Here is a 25665-nt window from a genome sequence, read left to right as displayed (position 1 = left end):
GGGGGGGGGGGGGGGGGGGGGGGGGGGGGGGGGGGGGGGGGGGGGGGGGGGGGGGTGGGGGGGGGGCGGGGGGGGGGGGGGGGGGGGGGGCCGGCGGGGGGGGGGGGGGGGCCCCCCCGCTCCGGACCTCTTCCTGCCCCGGGACTAGGCGGGCACGCTCGCCACGCCCTGCTCCAGGAACGGCTTGCCGTTCACCCGCTGGGAGACGCCCTCGCGGTCCAGGTACGGCGTGATGCCGCCCAGGTGGAAGGGCCAGCCCGCGCCGGTGATCAGGCACAGGTCGATGTCCTGCGCCTCGGCGACGACGCCCTCGTCCAGCATCAGGCCGATCTCCTGCGCCACCGCGTCGAGCACCCGGTCGCGGACCTGCTCCTCGGTGAGGACGGTGTCGCCCTGCTGGAGGAGGGCGGCGACCTCGGGGTCGAGGACCGGCGTACCGGAATCGTGGACGTAGAAACCGCGCTTGCCCGCCTTGACGACCGCCGCGAGGTTCTGGGAGACCGTGAAGCGCTCGGGGAAGGCGCGGTTCAGGGTCTCCGAGACGTGCAGGCCGATGGCCGGGCCGACCAGCTCCAGAAGCACCAGCGGGGACATCGGCAGGCCGAGCGGCTCGACGGCCCTCTCCGCGACCTCGACCGGGGTGCCCTCGTCGATGACGTTCTGGATCTCGCCCATGAAGCGGGTGAGGATGCGGTTGACGACGAACGCCGGGGCGTCCTTCACCAGGACCGCGGTCTTCTTCAGCTTGCGGGCCACCCCGAACGCGGTGGCCAGCGAGGCGTCGTCGGTCTGCTCGCCGCGCACGATCTCCAGCAGCGGCAGGATCGCGACCGGGTTGAAGAAGTGGAAGCCGACGACCCGCTCGGGGTTCTTCAGCTTCGACGCCATCTCGGTCACCGACAGCGAGGAGGTGTTGGTGGCGAGGATCGCGTGCGCCGGGGCGACCGCCTCGACCTCCGCGAACACCTGCTGCTTGACGCCGATCTCCTCGAAGACGGCCTCGATGACGAAGTCCGCGTCAGCGAACCCCTCGGCCTTGTCGAGCACACCGGAGACCAGGCCCTTGAGGCGGTTGGCCTTGTCCTGGTTGATGCGGCCCTTGCCGAGCAGCTTCTCGATCTCGGCGTGGACGTAGCCCACGCCCTTGGTCACGCGCTCCTGGTCGATGTCCGTGAGGACGACCGGGACCTCCAGGCGGCGCAGGAAGAGCAGCGCCAGCTGGCTGGCCATCAGACCCGCGCCCACGACGCCGACCTTGGTGACCGGGCGGGCCAGGTTCTTGTCCGGGGCGCCGGCCGGGCGCTTGGCCCGCTTCTGGACCAGGTTGAAGGCGTAGATGCCGCTGCGCAGCTCGCCACCCATGATCAGGTCCGCGAGCGCCTGGTCCTCGGCGTCGAAGCCGGCGGACAGGTCGCCGTCCTTGGCCGCCGCGATGATGTCCAGCGCGCGGTAGGCGGCCGGGGCCGCACCGTGCACCTTGGAGTCGGCGATCGCCCGGCCGCGGGCGACCGCCGCGTCCCAGCCCTCCCCGCGGTCGATCTCGGGCCGCTCGACGGCGAGCTCGCCCTTGAGGACGGCCGCGGTCCAGATCAGCGACTGCTCCAGGAAGTCCGCGCCCTCGAAGATCGCGTCCGCGATCCCCAGCTCGTGGACCTGCGCGCCCTTGAGCTGGCGGTTCTGGTTGAGCGAGTTCTCGATGATCACCGAGACCGCGCGGTCCGCGCCGATCAGGTTCGGCAGCAGCGCGCAGCCGCCCCAGCCGGGCACCAGGCCGAGGAAGACCTCGGGCAGCGAGAACGCCGGGATGGCGGTGGAGACGGTGCGGTAGGAGCAGTGCAGACCGACCTCGACACCGCCGCCCATCGCCGCGCCGTTGTAGTACGCGAACGTCGGGACCGCGAGAGAGGCCAGGCGGCGGAAGACGTCGTGGCCGCCCTTGCCGATGGCCAGCGCGTCCTCGTGACGGCCCAGCAGCTCCACGCCCTTGAGGTCGGCGCCGACCGCGAAGATGAACGGCTTGCCGGTGATGCCCACGCCGACGACCGCGCCGTCGGCGGCCTTCTTCTCGACCTGGTCGATCGCGGCGTTCAGGTTCGCCAGCGACTGCGGTCCGAAGGTGGTCGGCTTGGTGTGGTCCAGGCCGTTGTCCAGCGTGATGAGCGCGAACCGCCCGGCGCCGGAGGGCAGGTCCAGGTGGCGTACGTGCGCCTGCGTGACGACCTCGCCGGGGAACAGCTCGGCCGCCCCCTTCAGAAGCTCGGCGGTGGAGCTCACTTGTTGCCTCCGTCGGCGTTGAAGTGCGGGTTCTCCCAGACGACCGTGGCGCCCATGCCGAAGCCGACGCACATCGTCGTCAGGCCGTAGCGGACCTCGGGGTGGTCCTCGAACTGCCGGGCCAGCTGCGTCATGAGCCGGACACCGGAGGAGGCCAGCGGGTGGCCGTAGGCGATCGCGCCGCCGTACTGGTTGACGCGGGCGTCGTCGTCGGCGATGCCGTAGTGCTCCAGGAAGGCGAGCACCTGCACGGCGAACGCCTCGTTGATCTCGAAGAGGCCGATGTCGTCGATGGTCAGACCGGCCTGGGCCAGAGCCTTCTCCGTCGCCGGGATCGGGCCGTAACCCATCACCTCCGGCTCGACACCCGCGAAGGCGTAGGACACCAGGCGCATCTTCACCGGCAGGCCCAGCTCGCGGGCGACGTCCTCGGCGGCGATCAGCGAGGCGGTGGCGCCGTCGTTGAGTCCCGCGGCGTTACCGGCCGTGACCCGGCCGTGCGCGCGGAAGGGGGTCTTCAGGTTCGCCAGCGACTCCATGGTGGTGCCCGGACGCATCGGCTCGTCGGCGGTGACCAGTCCCCAGCCCGTCTCACCGGCCTCGGCGTTGGTGCGGCGCACGGAGACCGGCACGAGGTCCTGCTGGATCTTGCCGTCGGCGTACGCCTTGGCGGCCTTCTCCTGCGAGCGCACCGCGTACTCGTCGGCGCGCCGCTTGGTGATCGTGGGGTAGCGGTCGTGCAGGTTCTCCGCCGTCATGCCCATGAACAGGGCGGACTCGTCGACCAGCTTCTCCGACACGAAGCGCGGGTTGGGGTCGACGCCCTCGCCCATCGGGTGACGGCCCATGTGCTCGACGCCGCCGGCCACGACGACGTCGTACGCGCCGAAGGCGATGGAACCGGCCGTGGAGGTGACGGCGGTCAACGCGCCCGCGCACATGCGGTCGATCGAGTAGCCGGGGACGGACTGCGGCAGACCGGCCAGGATTCCGGCGGTACGCCCCAGCGTCAGGCCCTGGTCGCCGATCTGGGTGGTCGCGGCGATGGCGACCTCGTCGATCTTCTTCGGATCCAGGTCCGGGTTGCGGCGCAGCAGCTCCCGGATGGCCTTCACGACGAGATCGTCGGCGCGGGTCTCGTGGTAGATGCCCTTCGGGCCCGCTTTGCCGAACGGGGTGCGGACGCCGTCGACGAAGACGACGTCCCGGATGGTACGAGGCACGGTGGCTCTCCTCCAGGGTGCGGGATGGCACTGCTGCGGGGCGCGCCCGTGGGGTGCGCCGCCTGCCCATCATGCTACTTGCGGGTAACCAGACTGCCCACCCCTCACGGCCGGAGCGTTGAAGGTCACACCCCTGGCGCGGCCCCACGACTGCCCGGCCGCCCGGCGTACGGGGGCGGTCCGCCGTCGGCCGACGGCGGAAGCGCCGACAACCTGGCGTGATTTCGCTCCTCCTCGACGAGCGTCCGCGCCTCCAGTGCGTACGCGGCGTCACCGAACGGCTCCGCTGTGGTGATCACGCAGGACGCCGTCGCCGTACAGAAGGGCTCGGTGTCCCGCGTACCCCGGGTCAGACGCTGACGCTCAGCGCCCTGACCAGCAGCGGGGCGACCAGCCGGATCTGCCAGTTCCGCGCCCCGTATCCGGCGAGGGTGTCCTCGACGGCGCTGGGGGCGGGGTCGGCCGGGGGCTCCCAGCAGATCCGGCGCACGGTGTCCGGGGTGATCAGGTTCTCCTGCGGCATGTGGAGGCGTTCGGCCAGCTCGGAGACGGCGGTGCGGGCGGCCGAGAGCCGGGCGGCGGCGGCCGGGTCCTTGTCGGCCCAGGAGCGCGGCGGGGGCGGTCCGGCGGGCTGCTGGCCGGGCTGCGGGAGCTCCACGTCCGGCAGCGCCCTGGCCCGGTCCACGGCGGCCTGCCACTGCTCCAGCTGGCGGCGCCCCATGCGGTGGCCGAATCCCGGAAGGGCGCTCAGCGCCTGCGCGTTGGGCGGCAGGGCGAGCGCGGCCTCGACGATCGCGGCGTCGCCGAGCACCTTGCCCGGCGAGACGTCGCGCCGCTGGGCGACCTGGTCGCGGGCGGTCCACAGCTCGCGGACGACAGCCATCTGACGGCGGCGGCGCACCTTGTGCATGCCCGAGGTCCGGCGCCAGGGGTCCTTGCGGGGCGGGGCGGGCGGCGCCGAGGCGATGGCGTCGAACTCCTCCCGCGCCCACTCCAGCTTGCCCTGCCGCTCCAGCTCCTCCTCCAGCGCGTCGCGCAGGTCGATCAGCAGCTCCACGTCCAGCGCGGCGTAGCGCAGCCAGGGCTCGGGCAGCGGGCGGGTGGACCAGTCGACCGCGGAGTGGCCCTTCTCCAGGGCGTACCCGAGGACGTTCTCCACCATCGCGCCGAGGCCGACCCGGGGGAAGCCCGCGAGCCGTCCGGCCAGCTCGGTGTCGAACAGCGAGGTGGGGCTCATGCCTATGTCGCGCAGGCACGGCAGGTCCTGCGTGGCGGCGTGCAGGATCCATTCGGTGCCGGAGAGGGCCTCCCCGAGCCCGGAGAGATCGGGGCAGCCGACCGGGTCCACCAGGGCGCTGCCCGCGCCCTCACGGCGCAGCTGTACGAGATAGGCGCGCTGGCCGTAGCGGTAGCCCGAGGCGCGCTCGGCGTCGACGGCCACCGGGCCGGTGCCCGCGGCGAAGGCGGCGATGACCTCGGCGAGGGCGTCGTCGGAGGCCACCACCGGGGGAATGCCCTCGCGCGGTTCCAGCAAGGGGATCGGCGCCGGGGCGACGTCGTCCGGGGGAGCGCCCCCGGTGGTTCGCAGTGAAGTGTCTGCTGCGGTCTCTTGGGCGTCGGTCACGCCTCAAGGGTATAGGTGGATACGCGCCACCCGTCGACGGAACGTTCCGTCGACGGGTGGCCATGCGCATATTCCGGCCGGAGGCGCATCGGTGCACGTCCCGGCGGGGGTGGTCAGTGGATGATGCCCGTGCGCAGGGCCACGGCGACCATGCCCGCGCGGTCCCCGGTGCCCAGCTTTCGGGCGATCCGGGCGAGGTGGGACTTGACGGTCAGGGCGGAGAGGCCCATCGAGACGCCGATGGCCTTGTTGGACTGGCCCTCGGCGACCAGGCGGAGCACCTCCACCTCGCGGCCGGACAGTTCGCGGTAGCCGCCCGGGTGGCTCGGGGAGCCGGGGGGCCTGCGGTGCATCCGGGCCGCGTTGGCGCCGATGGGGGCGACGCCGGGACGGCCCGGGTGGCCGATGTTGGTGCGGGTGCCGGTGACGACGTAGCCCTTCACCCCGCCCGCGAGGGCGTTGCGAACGGCGCCGATGTCGTCGGCGGCGGAGAGCGCGAGGCCGTTCGGCCAGCCTGCGGCTCTGGTCTCGGACAGCAGGGTCAGCCCGGAACCGTCGGGCAGGTGGACGTCGGCAACGCAGATGTCGCGCGGGTTGCCGACGCGGGGGCGGGCCTCCGCGATGGACGACGCCTCGATGACGTCACGTACTCCGAGGGCCCACAGATGGCGGGTGACGGTGGAACGGACGCGCGGGTCGGCCACGACGACCATGGCCGTCGGCTTGTTCGGGCGGTAGGCGACCAGGCTTGCGGGCTGCTCAAGGAGAACGGACACCAGGCCTCCTGGGGGGAGTGGCGGGACGGACCGGCTCTGGGGGATGGAGCCGGCGAAGAGCCGTGCTTGAACGGTCATTGACCTCTTCGGCAGCGGGCCCGTCCTCCTTTAGGGGAAGATCACGATTTGGTGAGTAACAATTCGGGCAAATAGGACGGGCGATCGATTGTACGAAAAGAGCGCCGGTGCTGTGCGATACGGGTGACAGAACGTGACGAACACCGGAGCGACGCGGACCACCGGCCGCGGCCAAGCGCTACGGGACCTGCGGCCCGCGCCGCTGCGGCAGCGTCACCACCGCCGCGTCCGCCGGGTCGGACGGCGGCAGCCCCGCGATCTGACACAGCAGTTCACCCCAGGCCATCAGATGTGACGCCGCGTCCGGCGCCCCGCCGCGCCCCTCGCGCGGCGTCCACGACGCCCGGATCTCGATCTGCGTCGCGGGACGGCGCGTGGCCAGCGCACCGAAGTAGTGCGATCCGGCGCGTGTCACCGTCCCGCCCGCCTCCCCGTACGACAGCCCCCGCGCGTCCAGCGCACCCGTCAGCCAGGACCAGCACACCTCCGGCAGCAGCGGATCCGCCGCCATCTCCGGCTCCAGTTCGGCCCGGACGAGCGTCACCAGCCGGAAGGTCCCCTGCCAGGTGTCGTGCCCCGACGGATCGTGCAGCAGCACCAGCCGGCCGTCGGCGAGGTCGTCCTCCCCGTCCACCACCGCCGCCTCCAGGGCGTACGCGTGCGGCGCGAGGCGCTGGGGCGGCCTGGTCGGCTCCACCTCCAGCTCCGGACGCAGCCGGGCGGAGCGCAGCGCCTCGACCGCCGAGCGGAACGCGTGCGGCACAGGAGGATCCTCCGCGCTCCCCTCGCCACCGGTGCCGTCGGAATGATCGGAAAATTGTCCCTGAGCCCGAGCCATGCCGGGAAGAGTAAAGGGAAGGCGGGCCGCGCGCGGGGAGAGACACCCGTGCGGGGCCGGGCTCCTTCGCCGTGCGTGCGAAGATTCTGTGCGTGAGTGCCAACGACAGCCCCTCGGGCCAGCAGACGACGACCTCCGCCAGCCACGACGCGGCCCGCGCGGCCACCCACGACTCCGCGTTCCTCAAGGCCTGCCGCCGTGAACCGGTGCCCCACACGCCGGTCTGGTTCATGCGCCAGGCGGGACGCTCGCTGCCCGAGTACCTGAAGGTCCGCGAGGGCATCGCGATGCTCGACTCCTGCATGATGCCGGAGCTGGTCACCGAGATCACCCTGCAGCCCGTACGCCGCCACAAGGTCGACGCCGCGATCTACTTCAGCGACATCGTCGTCCCCCTCAAGGCCATCGGCATCGACCTCGACATCAAGCCCGGCGTCGGCCCCGTCATCGCCGAACCGGTCCGCACCCGCGACGACCTGGCCCGGCTGCGCGACCTCACGCCCGAGGACGTCCCCTACGTCACCGAGGCCATCGGGATGCTCACCGCCGAGCTGGGCGCCACCCCGCTCATCGGCTTCGCCGGGGCCCCCTTCACCCTCGCCAGCTACCTCGTCGAGGGCGGCCCCTCCCGCAGCCACGAGCGCACCAAGGCCATGATGTACGGCGACCCGCGGCTGTGGGCCGACCTGGTGGACCGGCTCGCGGAGATCACCGGCGCCTTCCTCAAGGTCCAGATCGAGGCCGGGGCCTCGGCCGTCCAGCTCTTCGACTCCTGGGTCGGCGCGCTGGCCCCCGCCGACTACCGGGCCTCGGTGCTCCCCGCCTCCGCGAAGGTCTTCGACACCGTCGCCCCCTACGGCGTCCCCCGCATCCACTTCGGCGTCGGCACCGGCGAACTCCTCGGGCTGATGGGCGAGGCCGGGGCGGACGTCGTCGGCGTCGACTGGCGAGTCCCGCTCGACGAGGCCGCCCGCCGCGTCGGCCCCGGCAAGGCGCTCCAGGGCAACCTCGACCCGGCGGTGCTCTTCGCGCCCACCCCCGCGGTCGAGGCCAAGACCCGCGAGCTGCTGGACCAGGCCGCTGGGCTCGAGGGCCACATCTTCAACCTGGGCCACGGCGTGATGCCGTCGATGGACCCCGACGCGCTCACCCGCCTCGTCGCTCACGTCCACGAGCAGACCGCGCGCTGAAGCCCCCGCGCCGGGGGCCGGTCCGGGAAGACCGGCCCCCGTCCGCTCAGCCTCCCGCGCCCCGCACCGCCGTCACCGCCTTGCGGGCCGCCACCAGCACCGGGTCCCACACCGGTGAGAACGGCGGGGCGTAGCCCAGGTCCAGCGCCGTCATCTGCTCCACCGTCATCCCCGCGGTGAGCGCCACCGCCGCCACGTCCACCCGCTTCGCCGCCCCGTCGCGGCCGACGATCTGCACCCCGAGCAGCCGCCCCGTCCGCAGCTCCGCGAGCATCTTCACCGTCATCGGCCGCGCCCCCGGGTAATAACCCGCCCGCTGCGTCGACTCGATGGTCGCGGTGACAAAGCGCAGCCCGGCCGCGCGGGCGTCCTTCTCCCGCAGCCCGGTCCGGGCGATCTCCAGGTCGCAGACCTTGCTCACCGCCGTACCGACCACCCCCGGGAACGTGCCGTACCCGCCGCCGACGTTCGACCCGATCACCTGGCCGTGCTTGTTGGCGTGGGTGCCCAGCGCGACATGGCGGGTGCGGCCCGCCACCAGGTCCAGCACCTCCACGCAATCGCCGCCCGCCCAGATGTTCTCGTGGCCCACGACCCGCATCGCCAGGTCCGTCAGCAGCCCGCCCTGCGGACCCACCGGCAGCCCCGCCGCGCGGGCGAGCGCCGTCTCCGGCTCGACGCCGATCCCGAGGACCACCACGTCCGCCGGATACTCCGCCGCGTCCGTCACCACCGCGCTCACCCGGCCGCCGGGCCCCGTCAGGATCCCGGTGACGGCCGCCCCGTTGACCGTGGTGATGCCGAGCCCGTCCATCGCCTCGTGGACGAGCCGCCCCATGTCCGCGTCGAGCGTCGACATCGGCTGCTCACCCCGGTTGAGGACGGTCACCTCGAAACCGTGCTTGAGCATCGCCTCGGCCATCTCCACCCCGATGTACCCCGCGCCCACCACGACCGCCCGCCGGGGCCCCTCGGAGCCCAGCGCGTCCAGCGAGTCCAGCAGCGCCTGACCGTCGTCCAGGGTCTGCACCCCGTGCACCCCGGCCGCGTCCATACCGGGCAGCTCCGGGCGGACCGGCCGGGCCCCGGTCGCGATCACCAGCTTGTCGTACCCCGTCCAGTACGCCGTCCCGCTCTCCCGGTCCAGCGCCCGCACCCGGCGCCCCGCCACGTCCAGCTCCGTCACCTCGGTCCGCATCCGCAGATCGATGTCCCGCTCCCGGTGCTCCTCGGGGGTACGGGCGATCAGCTCGTCGCGCGCCGCGACGTCGCCGCTCACCCAGTACGGGATGCCGCACGCGGAGTACGAGGTGAAGTGGCCGCGCTCGAAGGCGACGATCTCCAGCTCGCCGGGCCCCTTCAGCCTGCGGGCCTGGGACGCGGCGGACATGCCCGCCGCGTCCCCGCCGATGACCACCAGTCGCTCCGCCGCCATGTTCCGGGTCCCTTCCGCCGTACCGCCGTCGGGAAGCAACGCTACGGCGCTCGGCGGCCGGGAACGCTCCCGGCCTCCCGCCGGACGCCGGGGGCCGGTCTCCGGCGCGCGGGGGTGAAGTGGCCGCGGCCGGGTCCCGGCAGGCGTTTGAGAGAGTGGACCCATGCAGCGTTCCCCACAGCGTGCGGAGACCCACCCGGGCCACGTCGTCGTCATCGGCGGCGGCATCGCCGGCCTGACCGCCGCCCACCGCCTCCTCTCCACCTGCCTGCGGGTCACCCTCCTGGAGGCGACGGACCGGCTCGGCGGCAAGCTCATGACCGGCGAGATCGCGGGTGTCCAGGTCGACCTGGGAGCCGAGTCGATGCTCGCCCGCCGCCCCGAGGCGGTCGCCCTGGCCGAGGCGGTGGGCCTGGGCGAACGGCTCCAGCCGCCCGCCACCGCCGCCGCCTCGCTGTGGACGCGCGACGCGCTGCGGCCGATGCCCGGGGGCCACGTCATGGGCGTCCCCGCCGACCCCGCGGTCCTCGCCGACGTCCTGTCCCCCGAGGGCCTGGCCCGGGTCGCCGCGGACCGCGACCTCCCCCCGACCCCCGTCGGCGACGACGTCGCGGTCGGCGCGTACGTGGCCCGGCGGCTCGGCCCCGAGGTGGTCGACCGGCTGGTGGAACCCCTCCTCGGCGGGGTCTACGCGGGCGACGCCTACCGCATCTCGATGCGCGCCGCCGTACCCCAGCTGTTCGAAGCGGTGAAGGAGGGCGGCCCGCTGCTCGACGGCGTCCGCCGCGTCCAGGACCGGGCCGCCGCCCGGCAGCGGACCGGGCCCGTCTTCCAGGGGCTCGTGGGCGGCGTCGGCACCCTCCCGCACGCCGTCGCCGCCGCCGTACGCGACGGAGGCGGCGAGATCCGCACCGAGACCCCCGTCCTCGGCCTGACCCGCACGGCGGCGGGCTGGGCCGTCCGCACCGACACCGGGGTGCTCACCGCCGACGGCGTCGTCCTGGCGACCCCCGCCTGGTCCGCCGGGGCGCTGCTGGCCGCCGAGTCCCCGGCCGCCTCCGCCGAGCTGGCCGCCGTCGAGTACGCCTCGATGGCGCTGGTCACCCTCGCCTTCCGGCGCGCCGACATCGAGGGCTGCCAGGCGCTGCGCGGCCGCTCCGGTTTCCTCGTGCCGCCGGTCGACGGACACACCATCAAGGCGTCCACGTTCTCCAGCAACAAATGGCAGTGGGTCGCGGACGCCGCCCCCGACCTGTTCGTGCTGCGCACCTCCGTCGGCCGCTACGGCGAGGAGGACCAGATCCACCGCGAGGACGGCGAACTGGTCGCGGTCTCCCTGCGCGACCTCGCCGGGGCCACCGGGCTCACCGCCCGCCCCGTCGACACCGAGGTCACCCGCTGGATCGGCGGCCTGCCGCAGTACCCGGTCGGCCACCTCACCCGGATCGCCCGCATCCGCGACGCGGTCGCCGAACTGCCCGCCCTGCGGGTCTGCGGCGCGGTCTACGACGGGGTCGGCATCCCCGCCTGCGTCGCGAGCGCGCACCGCGCGGCCGACGAGATCGCCACCGCGGTCCTCGCCACGCCGACCCTGGTTCGGGCCACGAGGAACGAGGCGGGACAATAGCCCTATGAGTGCTCCCGAGACTGTGACATCACCCAAGAGTCCGAACGCCGGCAAGAAGGCCAAGGACCTCAACGAGGTCATCCGCTACACCCTGTGGTCGGTCTTCAAACTGCGCGACGTGCTGCCGCTGGACCGCGCCGGGTACGCCGACGAGGTCCAGGAGCTGTTCGAGCAGCTCGCGGCCAAGGACGTCACCGTCCGGGGCACCTACGACCTGTCCGGGCTGCGCGCCGACGCGGATGTCATGATCTGGTGGCACGCGGAGACCTCGGACCAGCTCCAGGACGCCTACAGCCTCTTCCGGCGCACCCGGCTCGGCCGCGCCCTCGACCCGGTCTGGTCGAACATGGCGCTGCACCGCCCCGCCGAGTTCAACAAGTCGCACATCCCGGCGTTCCTCGCCGACGAGACGCCGCGCGACTACATCAGCGTCTACCCCTTCGTCCGCTCCTACGAGTGGTACCTGCTGCCCGACGAGGACCGCCGCCGTATGCTCGCGGACCACGGCAAGATGGCCCGGGGCTACCCGGACGTCCGCGCCAACACCGTCGCCTCGTTCTCGCTCGGCGACTACGAGTGGATCCTCGCCTTCGAGGCGGACGAACTGCACCGCATCGTCGACCTGATGCGCCACCTGCGCGCCTCGGAGGCACGGCTCCACGTGCGCGAGGAGGTCCCGTTCTACACGGGCCGCAGGAAGAGCGTCGCCGACCTGGTGGCCGGGCTCGCATAACCAGCGAGACCCGCACCACCCCAACCCGGAAGATCAGAGGGACGGGCACCGGCACCACCGTGCCCACCGCCCCTCCAGCGACACCGGGTTCGGCTTCGGGGGCCGTCACACCGTCACGGTGCGGCGGCCCCCGCTCCGTACACCCCGGACGTCAGTCCAGCGACACCGCGTTGGGCTCCGGGCGCGCGGCGCAGTCCGCGCCCCGCCCCGGCACCCGACCGGTCAGCAGATACCGGCGCAGATGGTCGTCGACACAGGGGTTCCCGGCCCCGCCGACACCGTGCGTGCCCGCGTCCCGCTCGGTCACCAGCGACGACCCGGGCAGCCGCTTCCGCAGCTCCAACGCCCCCTGGTAGGGGGACGCCGCGTCCCGCTCCGCCGCCAGGATCAGTACCGGCGGCAGCTCGCCCCACCCCACCCGCACGTCCAGCGGCCGCTGCCGCGGCGCGGGCCAGAAGGCACACGGCAGGTTGGTGAAGGCGTTGTCCCAGGTCTCGAAGGGCGCCAGGCGCGCCAGATCCGTGTGGTCGCGGTCCCACACCGCGAAGTCCTCGGGCCAGGAGGCGTCGTTGCACTCGACGGCCGTGTACACCGCCTGCGCGTTCTCGCTGTCCTTGGCCGCCACGGCGCGCGGGGCGGCCTGCGCCACCAGCGGCTCCGGATTGCCCCGGACGTACTCCGACAGCGCCGTCGCCCGCATCGCCCAGTAGTCGTCGTAGTAACCGGCCCCCAGGAACGCCGCGTGCAACTGCCCCGGCCCGACCTTCCCGCCCGCGGGTTTCACGGCCAGCTCGGCCCGCACCTCGTCGTAGTGCCGCTGCACCGACTCCGGTGTGGTCCCCAGGCGGTAGACGTCGTCATGCTTGGCCACCCAGCGGCGGAAGTCCTCCCAGCGCGTCTCGAAGGCCAGCGACTGGTCCATGTTGGAGCGGTACCAGATCTTCTCCGGGTCCGGGTCGACCACCGAGTCGAAGACCATGCGCCGCACGTGCGAGGGGAACAACGTCGCGTACAGGGCCCCGAAGTACGTCCCGTACGACGCCCCCATGAACGTCAGCCGCTCCTCGCCGAGCGCGGCCCGCAGCACGTCCAGGTCGCGGGCGTTGTTCAGCGAGGTGTAGTGCCGCAGCGTCTCGCCCGCGTGCTCGGCGCACCCGCGCGCGTACGCCTTCGCGCGGGCGACGCGGGCCTCCTTGTACTCCGCCGTCGGGTGCGTCGGCGCGTCCGTCGGACCTTTGGTGAACGCGGCCGGGTCCTGGCAGGTCAGCGGCGCCGAGGACCCGTTGACGCCACGCGGGGCGTAACCGACCAGGTCGTACGCCCCGGCGATCTCCTTCCACTCCGGCAGCTCCCCGGCCATCGGGAAGGTGACGCTGGAGGCGCCGGGACCGCCCGGGTTGTAGACGAGCGCGCCCTGCCGCTCCCGCGCGGGACCGGTGGCCGGGGTGCGGCTGACGGTCAGTTCGAGCTGCCGCCCGTCCGGCTCCGCGTAGTCGAGGGGGACCTTCACCGTGCCGCACTTCAGGGAGTCCGGCAGCATCTCCTTCTCCGGGCACGGGCCGAAACCGATCCCGGCGGCACCGGCCCGCGCGGCGGCGATCGCGGTCCCCCGGGTCTCGGCGTCGGCGGGGCGTTCCCAGGCGGCGGCGGGGGCGACGGCCAGGGCGGACAGGACCAGGGAACCGACCGATGTGTACAGCGCAGCTGTTCTCACGCGCGGGGCCTCTCTGCGGATGCGGAGGGGCATGATCGGGCGGTCGGGCCTCGATGTACAGCAACGGGCGGGAGTGTCGCGGGGGATGACCCTGATGGACGCCACCGGGTGCCGATGGCAGCTGACGGTCACTCAGAACGCGGGCGCGGAGGGCGTGTCGGGGGCTCGGGGCGGTGGTTCGGAGCGCTCGCATGGCGGGCGAGCCTCATCGTCCGCGGGCGGGCGGTCCGGAACGCCTCGGCGGCGCCGCGGCCCGCCCTGGTGATCCGCCACGGTGAGCAGTAAGAGGGGCGTGTCCACGGGTCGTTCACCTCCGTGCCAGGGCGGCACGCGCCGCTCTGGCCAGCAGGGTGGCGCGGCCCGGCGGCCGGGAGCCGATCCGGTCCTGCCACCAGTACGTCAGCTCCCGCCGCGCCACGGGGTCGGCGGGCTCGTCCCGGACCAGCAGGTGTTCGGCGAAGTCCAGGGCGTCGCGCCGGTAACCGCCGGACATCGGGCGGCGCTTGGCGTACGCGAGGAACGCGGGGCGGAAACCGTCGCCGAGGATCTCCGGCAGCTCCGGCGCCACCTTGGCGACGACACCGGCGCGCTTGACCGCCAGCGCGCGGCTCTGCACCCGCAGCCGCCGGTGGTCGAAGCCCTCGGGCGCGGGCGTTCCGGCCACCAGGGCGGAGAGCAGCGCGGTCTGCGAGACGGCGAGGCGGTCGCGGGCGCCGGGGAGGGGAGCGGGGGAGGGCGGCGCGGTCCCGGCGGAGTGGGGCCCGGCGGCCCCGGCCGGTGACCGCGATCCGTGGCCACCGCCGTCGGAGTCGCCGTAGCCGTCGGAAGCGGGGGAAGGGGCGGAAGCGGGGGAGGCGGCTGAGGCGGGGAGTGTGGGTCCCGCCTCCAGCGTCGCCCGGATCGCGTCCAGTTCGCCCGCCAGCTCCGCCCCCGGCGGGAAGTCGTCGTCGCGCTCCAGCAGGACCCCCGGCGGGTCGACCCGGGAACGCAGCTCGGCCAGGACGTCCAGGACGGGGGCGGTCACCGGGTGGGCGTGCGTGTCGTGCCAGACGCCGTCCTTCTCGACGCCGCCCGCCACGTGCACGTACGCGATGGCCTCCACCGGCAGCTCGTCCAGCGCCCTCGCCGGGTCCAGGCCCAGGTTGACGTGGTTGGTGTGCAGGTTGGCCACGTCGATCAGGAGCCGCACCCCGGTCCGCTCCACCAGTTCGGCCAGGAACTGGCCCTCGGTCAGCTCCTCGTCGGGCCAGGTGATCAGCGCCGCGATGTTCTCCAGGGCCAGCGGCACCGGCAGCGAGTCCTGCGCGACGCGCACGTTCTCGCAGAGCACCTCCAGCGCGTCCCAGGTGCGCGGCACCGGCAGCAGGTGACCCGCCTCCAGCCCCGGCGACGCGGTGAGCGGCCCCCCGGCCCGTACGAACGCGATGTGCTCGGTCACCAGCGGCGCCCCCAGCAGCTCGGCGCGCGCGGCGAGGGCGGCCAGCCGTCCGGGGTCGGGGCGGTCGGCCCCGCCGAGGCCCAGCGCCACACCGTGCGGCACGATCCGCACCCCGCGCCGCCGGAGCCGTACCAGGGAGTCGGGGAGGTGGTCGGCGCAGAGGTTCTCCGCGACCGCCTCGACCCAGTCGATCCCTTCCAGCGCCTCCACCTCGGCGGCGATCTCCGGCCGCCAGCCGATACCGATGCCCAGCTTCATACTGCCCCCCGTCGTGCCGCACTCCTGTCCTGCCCGGCTCTGTCCCCAGGGTGATGGCCCCGTGGGGCGGTGCCGAACCTGAAAGGGGGACGTTCAGAGGTCGATTTGAGGTTCCGGGCCGTCGTCTCCGTTATGGCATCGGCATCATCGTGGGCGGTTCGGGGCGGTGGTCTTCAGCCGCGGGCGGCCCTGGGCGGCCGGGTCTCGGAGGCGGGCGTCGGACGTGCGTGGCCTGTGCTGGTCCGAAGACGCGTCGGCCGGTTCAGCGGTGAGTCCGCACGGCAGGCAGCGGGCAGAAACGCCGCCCGCCCTCCACCGCGACCGTGGGCCCGGGGGCGATCTCGGTGAAACCGGCGTCCCGCACCACCGGCACCCCGCTCACCAGCAGCGCCCGCCAGTGCTCCGGGCTCGCGGTGGCCACGGAGAGCGGGAACCCCGCCTCGCGCCATGCCGTGCGTTCGGCGCCGTCCAGCTCCCACCAGGCGAGCTGGGCGCCGTGGCCGACCTGCGCCATCGTCTTGCCCGCCGACATCTCCAGCTCCGGGTTGAGCCACAGCACCGGACCCGCCGGGCCGGGGGCCGGGGGCGGCCCGGGGTCGTCCAGTTCGGTGCCCGACACCTGGAGCTTGGCCAGCTCCTTGGGCCAGCCGTCGAGCGGGACCGGCGGATACACCCGTACCTCCGCGCTCCCCTCCGTCACCGTGATCCCGGGCAGGGCGGCCGCCCTGCGCCACTCCGCGCCGCGGGCCCGGCGCACCACCTTGCGGATACGGGCGTCCTCCCAGTCCCGCATCGCCGGTGCCCACGTGCCCTCACCGGTCGACCGCTCGTCGGAGAGGATCGTCAGCACCGCGCGGGCGGCGGCGCGCAACGCCTCCGTACGGGCGGGCGGGTCCGTCTTCTCCAGGTGCAGCACCAGCGGCAGCACGAACTGCCGCGCCTCGTCGAGCTCGGTCGGACCGCTGCGGAAAGGGCTCCGAGGCTCGCTCGGGGGCGGGGTGCTGGGCTCGCTCGGGGGCGGGGTGCGGGGCCGACTCGGGGGCGGGTCGTGGGGGTGGCTCGGGGAGGTGTTGTCGCTGCTCACCGTCCCAGTCTGCCAGGCGGTCCGGGTCAGCTTCTTGGCGTGACCGGCCGGCCCGGGTGAGGATGCTCCGCATGAAGAGCGATCTCTTTTCCAGCGAACATCTGGCCGAGCAGGCCACCGCCCCCGGGATGACCCTCCAGAACACCAAGTCGATCAAATACGCCGTCAACGGAGAGATGCACGCCCGGCAGGGGGCGATGATCGCCTTCCGCGGCGACCTCCAGTTCGAGCGGAAGGGGCAGGGCATCGGCGGCCTGCTCAAGCGTGCCGTCACCGGCGAGGGCCTCGCGCTCATGGCCGTCCGCGGGCAGGGCGAGGCCTGGTTCGCGCACGAGGCGGCCAACTGTTTCATCGTGGAGATGGACCAGGGCGACTCGCTCACCATCAACGGCCGCAACGTCCTGTGCTTCGACTCCACCCTCTCCTACGAGATCAGGACGGTGAAGGGTGCGGGCATGGCCGGCGGCGGCCTCTTCAACAGCGTCTTCACGGGCCACGGCAAGATCGGTCTGATGTGTGAGGGCACGCCCATCGTGATCCCCGTGACGGCCGCCCAGCCGGTCTACGTCGACACGGACGCGGTCGTCGGGTGGAGCCAGCAGCTCACGACCACCCTGCACCGCTCCCAGAGCGTCGGGTCGATGGTGCGCGGCGGCTCCGGCGAGGCCGTCCAGCTGATGCTCCAGGGCGAGGGCTTCGTCATCGTCCGGCCGAGCGAGGCCAGGCCCGACCGGCCGTCCAACTGAACCCGTCCCGATCCGGGCGAGGACCTTCGCCCGGGGGCGACGCGTACCGAGGCGGCCCGGACCCCCGGCCCGCGTCCGCCACATGAACACGCGCACCGCGCGCACCGCAGGGACCGCACGCATCACGCGAACCGCGCGCACCACATAGATCGCGCGCAATGCGCGCACCGCGCGAAACACGCACACCGCGCGCACCACAAGGATCACGCGAACCACGCTGAGCACCGGAGCGGGGAGAGGTACACACCTCTCCCCGCTCCGTTTCTTTAGGTAGCGCCACGCATTGATAGGCGCCACCTGAGCGCCGCAAACTCTGGGTGGCCGGAAGACGGCGAGCGGCCTTCCCGCGCGGTACGTCCGTCCCGTCGCAGGTCGTCCCACGGCCGTCCGACCCGACCTCCGGTCACCCTGCCTCTCCCGCGGCGCTCCCCGCCGAGCGGCCCACCCCCACCAGGCCCGGCCGGGCCTGTGACGCATCATGAGGAGAAACTGTGGATCGTCCCGTTCGCACCCTGCGGAGACTGCTCGCGGCCGGTGCCAGTGCCGCCCTGCTCGTCGGCGCCGCCTCGGCCGCCGGGGCCACGGCCGCGCCCGTACCGCCGGGCGGTGGTGAGGGCCGCATCGTCGGCGCGGACCGCCCCGGCGCGGTCGAAGGCTCCTACATCGTCACGCTCAAGGACTCCGTGGCCCGCACGGAGATACCCTCCGTCGCGAAGTCCCTCTCCCAGCGCCACGCGGGCGAGGTCAGGAGCACCTACACCACCGCCCTGCGCGGCTTCTCGGTGAAGATGAGCGAGGAGAAGGCGAAGCGCCTGGCCGCCGACCCCTCGGTGGCCCGGGTCGAGGCCGATGGAGCCGCCTACGCCACCGGCACCCAGCCCAACCCGCCCTCGTACGGCCTGGACCGCATCGACCAGCGCGGCCTGCCGCTGGACCGGAGCTTCACCTACCCCAACGACGCCTCGAACGTCACCGTCTACGTCGTCGACTCCGGAGTCCGCCTGAGCCACGGCGACTTCGGCGGCCGGGCCACCAGTGGCTACGACTTCATCGACAACGACTCCAACGCATCAGACTGTCATGGGCATGGCACCCACGTCGCGGGAACGGCCGCGGGCAGCTCCTACGGGGTCGCGAAGCGCGCCAAGATCGTCAGCGTCCGGGTGCTGAACTGCCAGGGGACCTCCGGCACCACCTGGGACCCGGTGCTGCGCGGCATCGACTGGGTCACCAAGAACGCGAAGAAGCCCGCGGTGGTCAACATGAGCGTCGGCGGCGGCAAGACCCAGTCCATCAACGACGCGATCAGCAACTCCATCGCCTCCGGCATCACCTGGGTCGTCGCGGCGGGCAACAACAACGCCGACTCCTGCCAGTACTCGCCCTCGTCCACCCCGGCGGCGGTCACGGTCGGCGCCACGAACAGCGCGGACGCCCGTGCCACCGGCTGGAGCAACGGCCAGGCCTCCAACTACGGCACCTGCCTCGACATCTTCGCGCCCGGCGACAAGATCGTCTCCACGTCCAACGCGGGCGACAGCGCCAACCAGTCCATGAGCGGCACCTCCATGGCATCCCCGCACACCGCCGGCGCCGCCGCACTGCTCCTGGCCGGCTCCCCGTCCCTCACCCCGGCCCAGGTCCGCGACAAGCTGGTCGCCGACGCCACTCCGGACAAGATCAGCGACGCCCGCACCGGTTCCCCCAACCGCCTGCTCTTCACGGGCACCGGCGGCGGTGAGGACCCCACCGATCCGCCCGGAAAGAAGTTCGAGAGCACCGGCCAGGTCCAGATCCGCGACAACGCCACCGTCGAGTCGCCCATCACGGTGACCGGCATCCCCGGGAACGCGCCCGCCACCCTGTCGGTCACCGTCGACATCCGCCACACCTTCCGCGGTGACCTCAAGGTCGAACTGCTCAGCCCGGGTGGCGGCACCTCCCTCTTGAAGAACTTCAACTCCAACGACAGCGCCGACCACGTCCAGGGCACGTTCACGGTCGACGCCTCCGCCGGGCCCGCCAACGGCGTCTGGAAGCTCCGCGTCACGGACAACTGGGTCAACGACACCGGCTACATCAACGCCTGGTCGCTCCAGTTCTGACCCACGCCCCTCCACTGAACCGGCCGGTACCGCTCCGCTGAACCGGCCGCCACCACTCCACCGGACCGGCCGGTACCCCCGGCCCGCGAGCCGCCGGTGATCCACGTCCCGAACCACGGTGGGTCCCGGCACACCCGGCCGGCGAGCCTCTCCGCGAACTCGCCGGCCGGAGGGGGGACGGCTGCGACGCCCGCACCTGCGTCGCAGCCGTCCCCCCTTTCGGCACTCTCGACACCCCACTCCTGCTTCTTCCCGCGCAGCGCTGTCGGCGTTCCCTCTTTCCAGCGCCGTCGCCGCGGGCCATCATGAGGCCGTCCCGCCGACGCGACCGGTGCCCTCGGTGCCGTCTGCCGCCCGGGTCGCCTGCCGCCCCTCCGCTCGTCGTGCGCCCGTCGTACGCCTCCTGCTCCACCGTCAGCCCGATGCCCTCGCTCGACCGCCCGCTACACGCCGAAGCCGACCAGGGGTGCGGAGGGAAGCCGTGAACGCCGATCCGCCGCCGCCCGACACTCGCGTCCTGACGGGCGACTCCCGTGTCCTGATCGGACGGTCGGCCCTTCTGGACGAGGTCTGCCCGGAGTTCGATCGCAGCCCCGCCGTCCTGGTGATCACGGGGGAGCCTGGGGTGGGGAAGACCCGCTTCGTGCAGGAACTCCTCCGGCGGACCACCTCGCCGGGCGCCGTCACCCTGATGGCCCGCTGCCCGGGACCGGGCGCGCGGCCCTTCCCGTTCGCACCGGTCATCGAGGCTTTCAGCCCCTCCGGCACCCGGCCGGAAGCCCCGCCCGCGGACCTCAAGGCAGCCGCCCTCCCCACGGGACTCCCGGCTGTCCTCCCCGCCGGCCTGCCCGCGGTGACCGGCGCGTTGCGCGGGCTGCTGCCCGGTCTCGCGGAGCACCTGCCGCCCGCGCCGTCGCCGCTGGGAGATCCGGACGCCGAACACCACCGGACCGTACGCGCCCTGCACGCGCTGACCGCATGCCTCGGGGACGCCGTGCTCGCCGTGGAGGACGTCCAGTGGGCCGACCCGTCGACCCGCGCCTTCTTACGTACGGTCGTCTCCGACCCGCCACCGCGCCTGAGGCTCGTGCTCACCGCCCGCAGCCATACCGCCCCCCACACCGACATGGAGGGCGGCGGCGGGCTCCCGTTCCCGCTGTGCGTGCCGTCCCACGTACCGGTGGTCGAGCGGCATCTCGCACCGCTGACGGTGTCGGAGACCGGTGCATTGGCCGCCGGGCTGCTCGACGGGCGGGCGGTGCCGGAAGGGTTCGCCGACCGCCTGCACCGCGGGACGGGCGGACTGCCCTACGTGGTCGAGGAGGTGCTGCGCGGTCACGACGCGCCCACGGGGGAGAGGTGGGAGCAAGAGGAGCTGCCGCTGCCCGCGTCCGTCCGCCGGAGCGTGGTGGAAGGGCTGCGGCGTCTCCCGCCACCGGCGCGCCGGGTGGTCGCCGCGGCGGCGGTCCTCCACACCCCCGCGCCCGGGGAACTGCTGGGGGCGGTCGCGGCTCTGGACGAGCCGGAGACGCGCCGGGCGCTCGCCGCCGCGCTGCGGAAAGGGGTCCTCCGGGCGGCGGGCGGCTCCTACGCCTTCCCCTACGAGCTGGCCCGCCGGGCCGCGTACGAGGCGATCGCCGAACCGGAGCGGCCCGTACTGCACCTGCGTGCGGCCCGCGCCCTGGCCCGGTGCACGAGCCCCCTCCCGCTGGCGGGGATGGCCGGGCACTACCGGCGCGCCGGGCGCGGCGCGGAGGCGGCGCGGTGTCTGGAGGCCGCCGCGGACCGGGCGGTCAAGGGCGGCGACGCGGGTATGGGCGCGGCCCACTGTCTCGACGCCCTGCGCTGCGGCCCCTCGCCCGCCGCCCGCGACCGGATCGCGCTGAAACTGGCCCGCGTCGCCCCGAACGCCCGGCCCGGTCCGGAGGTGCCCGCAGCCCTGCGGCAGGTGCTCGACCAGCACTCGCTCGGCCCCGGACCGAGCGGGGAGATCCGGCTGCTCCTGGGCCTGCTGCTGCGCAACCAGTCCGGCTCCGGGCTGGAGGCGCTGGAGGAGATGGCGCGCGCGGTTCCCGACCTCCTCAGCGTCTCCACCGGACAGGCCGCCCGCGCGCTGGCGATCACCGCGATCCCCTCGCTCAAGGGCTGGCCGGTGGCCGAGCACCGGCGTCTGCTGGCCGAGGCCGAGCGGCTGCTGCCGCAGGTCGAGGAGGAGGACCTGCGCTCGGCCGTGCTGGCCAACCGCGCCACCGCGCTGGCCCTGATGGGCGACCCCTCGGCGTGGGAGGCGGTGGCCGACCTGCCCGCTGCCCTCACCGGTGAGGAGGCGGCCCGGGTGCACGCCAACCTCGCGGGCGCCGCCGTCTCCCTCGGCCACCGCGACCGTGCCCGCGCCTTCCAGGCCCGCGCCTGGCAGGCCGTGCGGACCCACCACGCCCCGTACCTCGAAGCGTTCGTCGAGACCACGGACGTCGTCGCCGCGTTCACGGGGGGCCGGTGGAAGGGGCTCCTGGAGCGGGCCGAGCAGGCCGAGGCGCAGTACCGGAACGTGCCCGACTTCCACGCGGAGGCCCTGCTCGTCTGCGGGCTGCTGCGCCTGCACACCAAAGGGCAGACGGATGTGGCGCGCCGCCTCCTGGAGCAGGCCGTCCACACCACCGCCCTGGACACCGGCGTCGTGCTGACCTCCGCCGCGGCGGCCATGGCCCGGGTCCACCTGGCGGCCGACCGGCCCGCGCAGGCCGTCCAAGCGGTGACGGGGGCGCTGCACCACGTCCGCCGTACCGGCGCGTGGGTCTGGGCCACCGCCCTCGCGCCCCCGGCCGTCGACGCCCTGATCCGGGACGGCCGCCCCGGCGAGGCGCACCGCCTCGTCGCGGAGCTGGCCGAGGGCATCGCCGACCGGGACGCCCCGGCCGCCCGCGCCGCCCTGCTCACCTCCCGGGCCCTGCTCGCCGCGCCGGACGGCCCGCCGGCCGAGGACGGAACCCCCGGCGCGCTGTACGCGGCCGCCGTGGCCGCCTGGACGCGGCTGGAGCGGCCCCACGAAGCGGCGTACGTACGTGAGGCGTGGGGGCTGCGCCTGCTGACCGCCGGGGAGGCGGGCGGGCGCACGGTGGTGCACGAGGCGATCGCGGCCTACCAGGACCTCGGCGCCGTATGGGATGTGCTGCGGTGCCAGCGCGGGCTGCGGGAGCACGGCCAGGTCACCGTCCGCAGGCCCGGCGCACTGGGGTACGGCGACCACCTCTCGCCCCGGGAGAGGGCGGTGGCCCGGCTGGCCTCGCGGGGCCTGTCGAACCGCGAGATCGCGCGCGAACTGGTCCTCTCGCACCGGACGGTCGAGCACCACGTGGCCCGTGCCCTGCGGAAACTGGGCGTGTCCTCCCGTACGGAGATCGGCGCGCTGCTCGAACGCTGATCCCGACGGTGACGCGCCCCCCCGGACGGCCCCCCCCGGGACGCCCCCCCCGGACGCCCCCCCGGACGCCTCCTCTGGACGTCATCTCCGGGGGAATCAGCCCTTCATCAGCTCCGACACCTTCACGAAGCGGTAGCCGCGCTCCCGCAGCTCCGGCACGATCCGCCGTACCGCCGCCTCCGTGGCCGGGGCCGCGCTGCGGGTGCAGTGCATCACCACGAGCGAGCCCGGACGCACCCCGGCCAGGACCTGTTCGGCCACCGCGTCCGCGTCCGTGGCGAAGGCGTCGCCGCTCACCACGTCCCACTGCACCGCCGTCACCCCGGCCGGGGCCAGCGCGCGCAGCGCGGCGTTGTCGTAACAGCCGCCGGGGAAGCGGAAGTACGGCACCACGTTCCGGACCCCCGCCTTCCGGAACGCCGCGAACGCGCGCTCCACATCGCGGGTCATCGCGGCCTTCTCCACCACCGGCAGCCCGTAGCAGGGGGCGCTGAAGGCATGGTGGCTGTAGGAGTGGTTGGCGGTCTCGAAGAGCCGGTCCGTACCGATGGCCTTCGCCTGGGCCGGATACTCCTCGGCCCAGCGCCCGGTCATGAAGACGGTCGAGGGCACCTTCAGCTGCCGTAGCAGGGCGACCAGTCCCGGGTTGTCGAAGCGTTCGCCCGCCGCCGCCCGGGGGCCCTGATCGGCCGTCATGTCCGCGTCGAAGGTGAGCGCCACGACCTTCTCCGTCGACCCCCCGCCCGCCCCGCCCCCGGTCGGCCGCCGCTCGAAGACCGGCGTGCGGCCCGCCGGGCCCGGGGCCATGGTGGGCGGCTTCTCCGGCGCGGCGGCCGGGGTGGACGGCGCGGACGGGATGGAGGAGATCGACGGTGTGGCCGCAGCCGGGGGAGAGGCGGCGGGAAGTGTCCGTGACTCCGAGGAACCCCCGCACCCGGCCAGGGCCACGCCCCCGAGGAGAGCGCCCGCCACCCCCAGCGCGGCTACTTTCTGTGATGATCTGATCATTCACGGAACATAGCGGACACACCGAACGCGGGTGCCGTCGGCACGTCTGCCGTGCCCCCGAAGGCGTGGAAGAGCGGCCGGGTGCCGTAGCGAGGGACCATGGGAGGACAGCGGAGCCCCCGGACCCCGGAGGAAAGCATCATGTCTGCCGACGAACCCCGCCCCACCCCGTCGACCGGCCCGAGCCCGGCCATGGCGGTCGTCGCCGCCGACGGCCGGGCGGCCGCACTGGTCCTCGCCGGGGACATCGGGGCCGGGGCCCTGCGAGACCTGGAGGAGTTCCTCGACGACCCGCGACTGGGCCGGGCCGCCGCCTGGGACCTGGACCTGAGCGGGGTCACCCGCCTCGACCTCGCCTGCGGTTACGCCCTGCTGCGGGCCGTCACCCTGCGGCCGGAGCCGGTCGCCCTCACGGTCCACGGCGCCCGGCGCTCCGTGCAGCGCACGCTGCGCAGCGCCGGGCTCGACGCGGTAGCCGACATCGGCGGCCGCTGACGCTCGGCCGCTGACGCCCGGCCGAGCGTCAGCGGCCGCCGTACGGTGACGCGCGACGAGCCGCCGTCATCCCCGCCGGACCGCGCGCCCCGGACCGCCCTCCCCGGATCTCCCGCCGGGGCCACGGCTCACGTCAGCACCACGGCCCCGTCACCGCGAACGTCGTCCCCGGCGTGTAGCAGTTCACGTACATCGTCGAACCGTCCGGCGAGAAGGTGACCCCCGCGAACTCGCCCCACTCCGGCTCCTCCGGTGTCCCGGTGTTCTGCCGTCCGCGCGCCATCGGGTACACCTCGCCCCGCCGGGTCACCCCCAGCACGTGCTGCGCGCCGCCGCCGTCCTCGCAGACCATCAGCCCGCCGTCGGCGGCCAGGCAGATGTTGTCGGGGGACTCGCCGGGCAGCTGGATGTCGGTGTCCGGGCCGAAGACCACGACCAGGGTCAGCCGCCGCTTCCCCGGTTCGTAGCGCCAGACCTGCCCGTAGTGGTCGGCCGCCGAACCCTCGTCGCGGTGGGCGAAGCTGGAGACGAAGTAGACCGACGAGCCACCCCAGTAACAGCCCTCCAGCTTCTGCGCGTGCGTGATCCCCTTCGGCCCGAAGTCCTGGAGGCGGACCGGTGTCTCCTTCGCCAGCGGATCGGGGACCGGCACCCACTCCACCCGGTCGAAACGGGCCCCCGTCTCCTGGACGACCGACAGGTCCGGCACGCCCGGCACCCGCATCGCCTCCAGCGCACCGCCGGCCCGCAGCGAACCGGTGCCGCCGAGCGGCTTCTCGGGGAGGAAGCGGTAGAAGAGCCCGAACGGCTTGTCGAAGGCGTCCTCCGTCTCGTAGACGATCCCCGACTTCGGGTCCACCGCGATCGCCTCGTGCTGGAAGCGGCCCATCGCGGTCAGCGGGACGGCCCCGGTGCGGCGCGGATCGGCGCCGTCCACCTCGAAGATGAAGCCGTGGTCCTTGGTGTAGCCGTTGGTCCCGGCCTTGTCCTCGGTCTCCTCGCAGGTCAGCCAGGTACGCCACGGAGTTGGGCCGCCCGCGCAGTTCACCGCCGTACCGGCGATGGCGACGCGCTCGCCGAGCACCTTGTTGCGGCCGTCCAGCTCGATGGCCGTACAGCCGCCCTTGCCCTCCGGGTCGTACGTCAGCCCCGGGACCGGCGGTACGGGGATCGCGGCAGCGGGCCGGTTCTCGTGATTGCGGACGAGGTGGACCCGGCCGTTCCGGCCCCGGAACGCGGCCATCCCGTCGTGGTTGCTGGGGACCCGTCCCTCTCCGGAGCGCAGCGGATCGCCCTCCCGGGACAGCACCCGGTAGCGGAATCCTTTCGGCAGATCGAGCAGGCCGTCCGGATCCGGGACGAGGGGGCCGTAGCCGCTGTGCCCGCGGGCGGCGGCGCTGCCCGCGAAGAGTTCACCGAAGGCTCCGGTGAAGGCGACCGCGGCGGCCGCGCCGGTGCCGGCCAGGACGTGTCGTCGGGTGGCGAGGGGGCGGGATGCGGAGGACATGAGGCAACTCCCTGTTGGCGGACAGGTGAAGTGACCCGCACGTGTGTAGCACGCACGGAGGCGCGGGGGAACCATGCGCGCCCCCGCGCCT

The 25665-nt window shown here is 73.7% G+C and carries 19 protein-coding genes; 7 read left to right on the top strand and 12 right to left on the bottom strand.

Going from position 1 to position 25665, the window contains the following annotated elements; all coding sequences use genetic code 11:
- Positions 1 to 144 precede the first annotated feature (144 nt).
- The 6 genes from ACIRRU_RS23135 to ACIRRU_RS23110 all read right to left on the bottom strand — a co-directional run bounded on the left by ACIRRU_RS23135 (position 145) and on the right by ACIRRU_RS23110 (position 6813).
- Positions 145 to 2274, bottom strand: a complete 2130-nt coding sequence (locus ACIRRU_RS23135) for a 3-hydroxyacyl-CoA dehydrogenase NAD-binding domain-containing protein (RefSeq protein WP_403683461.1) — start codon at positions 2272 to 2274, stop codon at positions 145 to 147.
- Entirely contained in the window at positions 2271 to 3497 is a 1227-nt protein-coding gene (locus ACIRRU_RS23130; RefSeq protein WP_363201379.1) for an acetyl-CoA C-acyltransferase, read from the bottom strand. Before ACIRRU_RS23130 ends, ACIRRU_RS23135 begins: the two co-directional genes overlap by 4 nt.
- A gap of 125 nt (positions 3498 to 3622) precedes the next feature.
- Positions 3623 to 3796, bottom strand: a complete 174-nt coding sequence (locus ACIRRU_RS23125; protein WP_403683459.1) for a hypothetical protein — start codon at positions 3794 to 3796, stop codon at positions 3623 to 3625.
- A 50-nt stretch (positions 3797 to 3846) separates the two neighbouring features.
- Positions 3847 to 5121, bottom strand: coding sequence for an HRDC domain-containing protein (locus tag ACIRRU_RS23120; RefSeq protein WP_403683458.1), 1275 nt, complete (start codon positions 5119 to 5121; stop codon positions 3847 to 3849).
- Positions 5122 to 5234: 113 nt separating this feature from the next.
- Positions 5235 to 5897, bottom strand: coding sequence for a response regulator transcription factor (locus tag ACIRRU_RS23115; RefSeq protein ID WP_363201381.1), 663 nt, complete (start codon positions 5895 to 5897; stop codon positions 5235 to 5237).
- A gap of 256 nt (positions 5898 to 6153) precedes the next feature.
- Positions 6154 to 6813 (bottom strand): DUF3000 domain-containing protein, encoded by a 660-nt coding sequence (locus ACIRRU_RS23110; protein WP_363201382.1) that lies wholly within the window; start codon positions 6811 to 6813, stop codon positions 6154 to 6156.
- Positions 6814 to 6905: 92 nt separating this feature from the next.
- Here ACIRRU_RS23110 and hemE point away from each other — a divergent pair, with 92 nt between their 5' ends.
- Positions 6906 to 8003, top strand: a complete 1098-nt coding sequence (gene hemE, locus ACIRRU_RS23105) for a uroporphyrinogen decarboxylase (RefSeq protein WP_403683455.1) — start codon at positions 6906 to 6908, stop codon at positions 8001 to 8003.
- 46 nt (positions 8004 to 8049) lie between these two features.
- On the opposite strand, the gene ACIRRU_RS23100 is transcribed toward hemE, so the two are convergent.
- Positions 8050 to 9438: an FAD-dependent oxidoreductase gene (locus ACIRRU_RS23100; RefSeq protein ID WP_403683452.1), complete on the bottom strand. Its 1389-nt coding sequence runs from the start codon at positions 9436 to 9438 to the stop codon at positions 8050 to 8052.
- 163 nt (positions 9439 to 9601) lie between these two features.
- On the opposite strand from ACIRRU_RS23100, the gene hemG reads away from it, so the two are divergent.
- On the top strand, positions 9602 to 11065 hold the full coding sequence (gene hemG, locus ACIRRU_RS23095; RefSeq protein WP_403683450.1) for a protoporphyrinogen oxidase: 1464 nt from the start codon (positions 9602 to 9604) through the stop codon (positions 11063 to 11065).
- Positions 11066 to 11069: 4 nt separating this feature from the next.
- On the top strand, positions 11070 to 11798 hold the full coding sequence (hemQ, locus tag ACIRRU_RS23090) for a hydrogen peroxide-dependent heme synthase (protein WP_363201386.1): 729 nt from the start codon (positions 11070 to 11072) through the stop codon (positions 11796 to 11798).
- A 151-nt stretch (positions 11799 to 11949) separates the two neighbouring features.
- Here hemQ and ACIRRU_RS23085 read toward each other — a convergent pair whose 3' ends face one another.
- The 3 genes from ACIRRU_RS23085 to ACIRRU_RS23075 all read right to left on the bottom strand — a co-directional run bounded on the left by ACIRRU_RS23085 (position 11950) and on the right by ACIRRU_RS23075 (position 16292).
- Positions 11950 to 13512 (bottom strand): alpha/beta hydrolase, encoded by a 1563-nt coding sequence (locus ACIRRU_RS23085; protein WP_403683448.1) that lies wholly within the window; start codon positions 13510 to 13512, stop codon positions 11950 to 11952.
- 307 nt (positions 13513 to 13819) lie between these two features.
- The gene (locus ACIRRU_RS23080) at positions 13820 to 15208 is read right to left on the bottom strand and encodes a DUF692 domain-containing protein (RefSeq protein ID WP_403683446.1); all 1389 of its coding nucleotides are present in this window, start codon (positions 15206 to 15208) and stop codon (positions 13820 to 13822) included.
- 262 nt (positions 15209 to 15470) lie between these two features.
- Positions 15471 to 16292, bottom strand: coding sequence for a peptidyl-tRNA hydrolase (locus tag ACIRRU_RS23075; protein WP_403683444.1), 822 nt, complete (start codon positions 16290 to 16292; stop codon positions 15471 to 15473).
- Between the two features lie 71 nt (positions 16293 to 16363).
- Between ACIRRU_RS23075 and ACIRRU_RS23070 the strand changes: the two genes are divergently transcribed.
- From ACIRRU_RS23070 to ACIRRU_RS23060, 3 genes are all read left to right on the top strand, one after another.
- Positions 16364 to 17038, top strand: a complete 675-nt coding sequence (locus ACIRRU_RS23070; RefSeq protein ID WP_403683442.1) for an AIM24 family protein — start codon at positions 16364 to 16366, stop codon at positions 17036 to 17038.
- 491 nt (positions 17039 to 17529) lie between these two features.
- Positions 17530 to 19143, top strand: a complete 1614-nt coding sequence (locus ACIRRU_RS23065; RefSeq protein ID WP_403683440.1) for a S8 family peptidase — start codon at positions 17530 to 17532, stop codon at positions 19141 to 19143.
- 481 nt (positions 19144 to 19624) lie between these two features.
- Positions 19625 to 22564: an ATP-binding protein gene (locus tag ACIRRU_RS23060; protein ID WP_403683439.1), complete on the top strand. Its 2940-nt coding sequence runs from the start codon at positions 19625 to 19627 to the stop codon at positions 22562 to 22564.
- Between the two features lie 96 nt (positions 22565 to 22660).
- Here the strand turns inward: ACIRRU_RS23060 and ACIRRU_RS23055 are convergent, their stop codons facing one another.
- Entirely contained in the window at positions 22661 to 23572 is a 912-nt protein-coding gene (locus ACIRRU_RS23055; RefSeq protein ID WP_403683437.1) for a polysaccharide deacetylase family protein, read from the bottom strand.
- A 141-nt stretch (positions 23573 to 23713) separates the two neighbouring features.
- Here ACIRRU_RS23055 and ACIRRU_RS23050 point away from each other — a divergent pair, with 141 nt between their 5' ends.
- Positions 23714 to 24067, top strand: coding sequence for an STAS domain-containing protein (locus tag ACIRRU_RS23050; RefSeq protein WP_403683436.1), 354 nt, complete (start codon positions 23714 to 23716; stop codon positions 24065 to 24067).
- 133 nt (positions 24068 to 24200) lie between these two features.
- On the opposite strand, the gene ACIRRU_RS23045 is transcribed toward ACIRRU_RS23050, so the two are convergent.
- Positions 24201 to 25574: an alkaline phosphatase PhoX gene (locus tag ACIRRU_RS23045; protein WP_403683434.1), complete on the bottom strand. Its 1374-nt coding sequence runs from the start codon at positions 25572 to 25574 to the stop codon at positions 24201 to 24203.
- Between the last annotated feature and the right edge of the window lie 91 nt (positions 25575 to 25665).

Origin of the sequence: Streptomyces sp. NPDC101181 (assembly GCF_044767975.1) — a bacterium.
Taxonomy (GTDB): domain Bacteria; phylum Actinomycetota; class Actinomycetes; order Streptomycetales; family Streptomycetaceae; genus Streptomyces.
The sequence above is the reverse complement of the archived record's forward strand: the minus strand, read 5'-3'. Positions and strand labels throughout refer to the sequence as shown.

What these genes read in the sequence shown, in the direction of transcription:
- ACIRRU_RS23110 (WP_363201382.1), bottom strand. Translation starts at nt 6,813, where the DNA reads ATGGCTCGGGCTCAGGGACAATTTTCCGATCATTCCGACGGCACCGGT.
- ACIRRU_RS23100 (WP_403683452.1), bottom strand. Translation starts at nt 9,438, where the DNA reads ATGGCGGCGGAGCGACTGGTGGTCATCGGCGGGGACGCGGCGGGCATG.
- hemG (WP_403683450.1), top strand. Translation starts at nt 9,602, where the DNA reads ATGCAGCGTTCCCCACAGCGTGCGGAGACCCACCCGGGCCACGTCGTC.
- hemQ (WP_363201386.1), top strand. Translation starts at nt 11,070, where the DNA reads ATGAGTGCTCCCGAGACTGTGACATCACCCAAGAGTCCGAACGCCGGC.
- ACIRRU_RS23080 (WP_403683446.1), bottom strand. Translation starts at nt 15,208, where the DNA reads ATGAAGCTGGGCATCGGTATCGGCTGGCGGCCGGAGATCGCCGCCGAG.
- ACIRRU_RS23070 (WP_403683442.1), top strand. Translation starts at nt 16,364, where the DNA reads ATGAAGAGCGATCTCTTTTCCAGCGAACATCTGGCCGAGCAGGCCACC.
- ACIRRU_RS23055 (WP_403683437.1), bottom strand. Translation starts at nt 23,572, where the DNA reads ATGATCAGATCATCACAGAAAGTAGCCGCGCTGGGGGTGGCGGGCGCT.
- ACIRRU_RS23050 (WP_403683436.1), top strand. Translation starts at nt 23,714, where the DNA reads ATGTCTGCCGACGAACCCCGCCCCACCCCGTCGACCGGCCCGAGCCCG.
- ACIRRU_RS23045 (WP_403683434.1), bottom strand. Translation starts at nt 25,574, where the DNA reads ATGTCCTCCGCATCCCGCCCCCTCGCCACCCGACGACACGTCCTGGCC.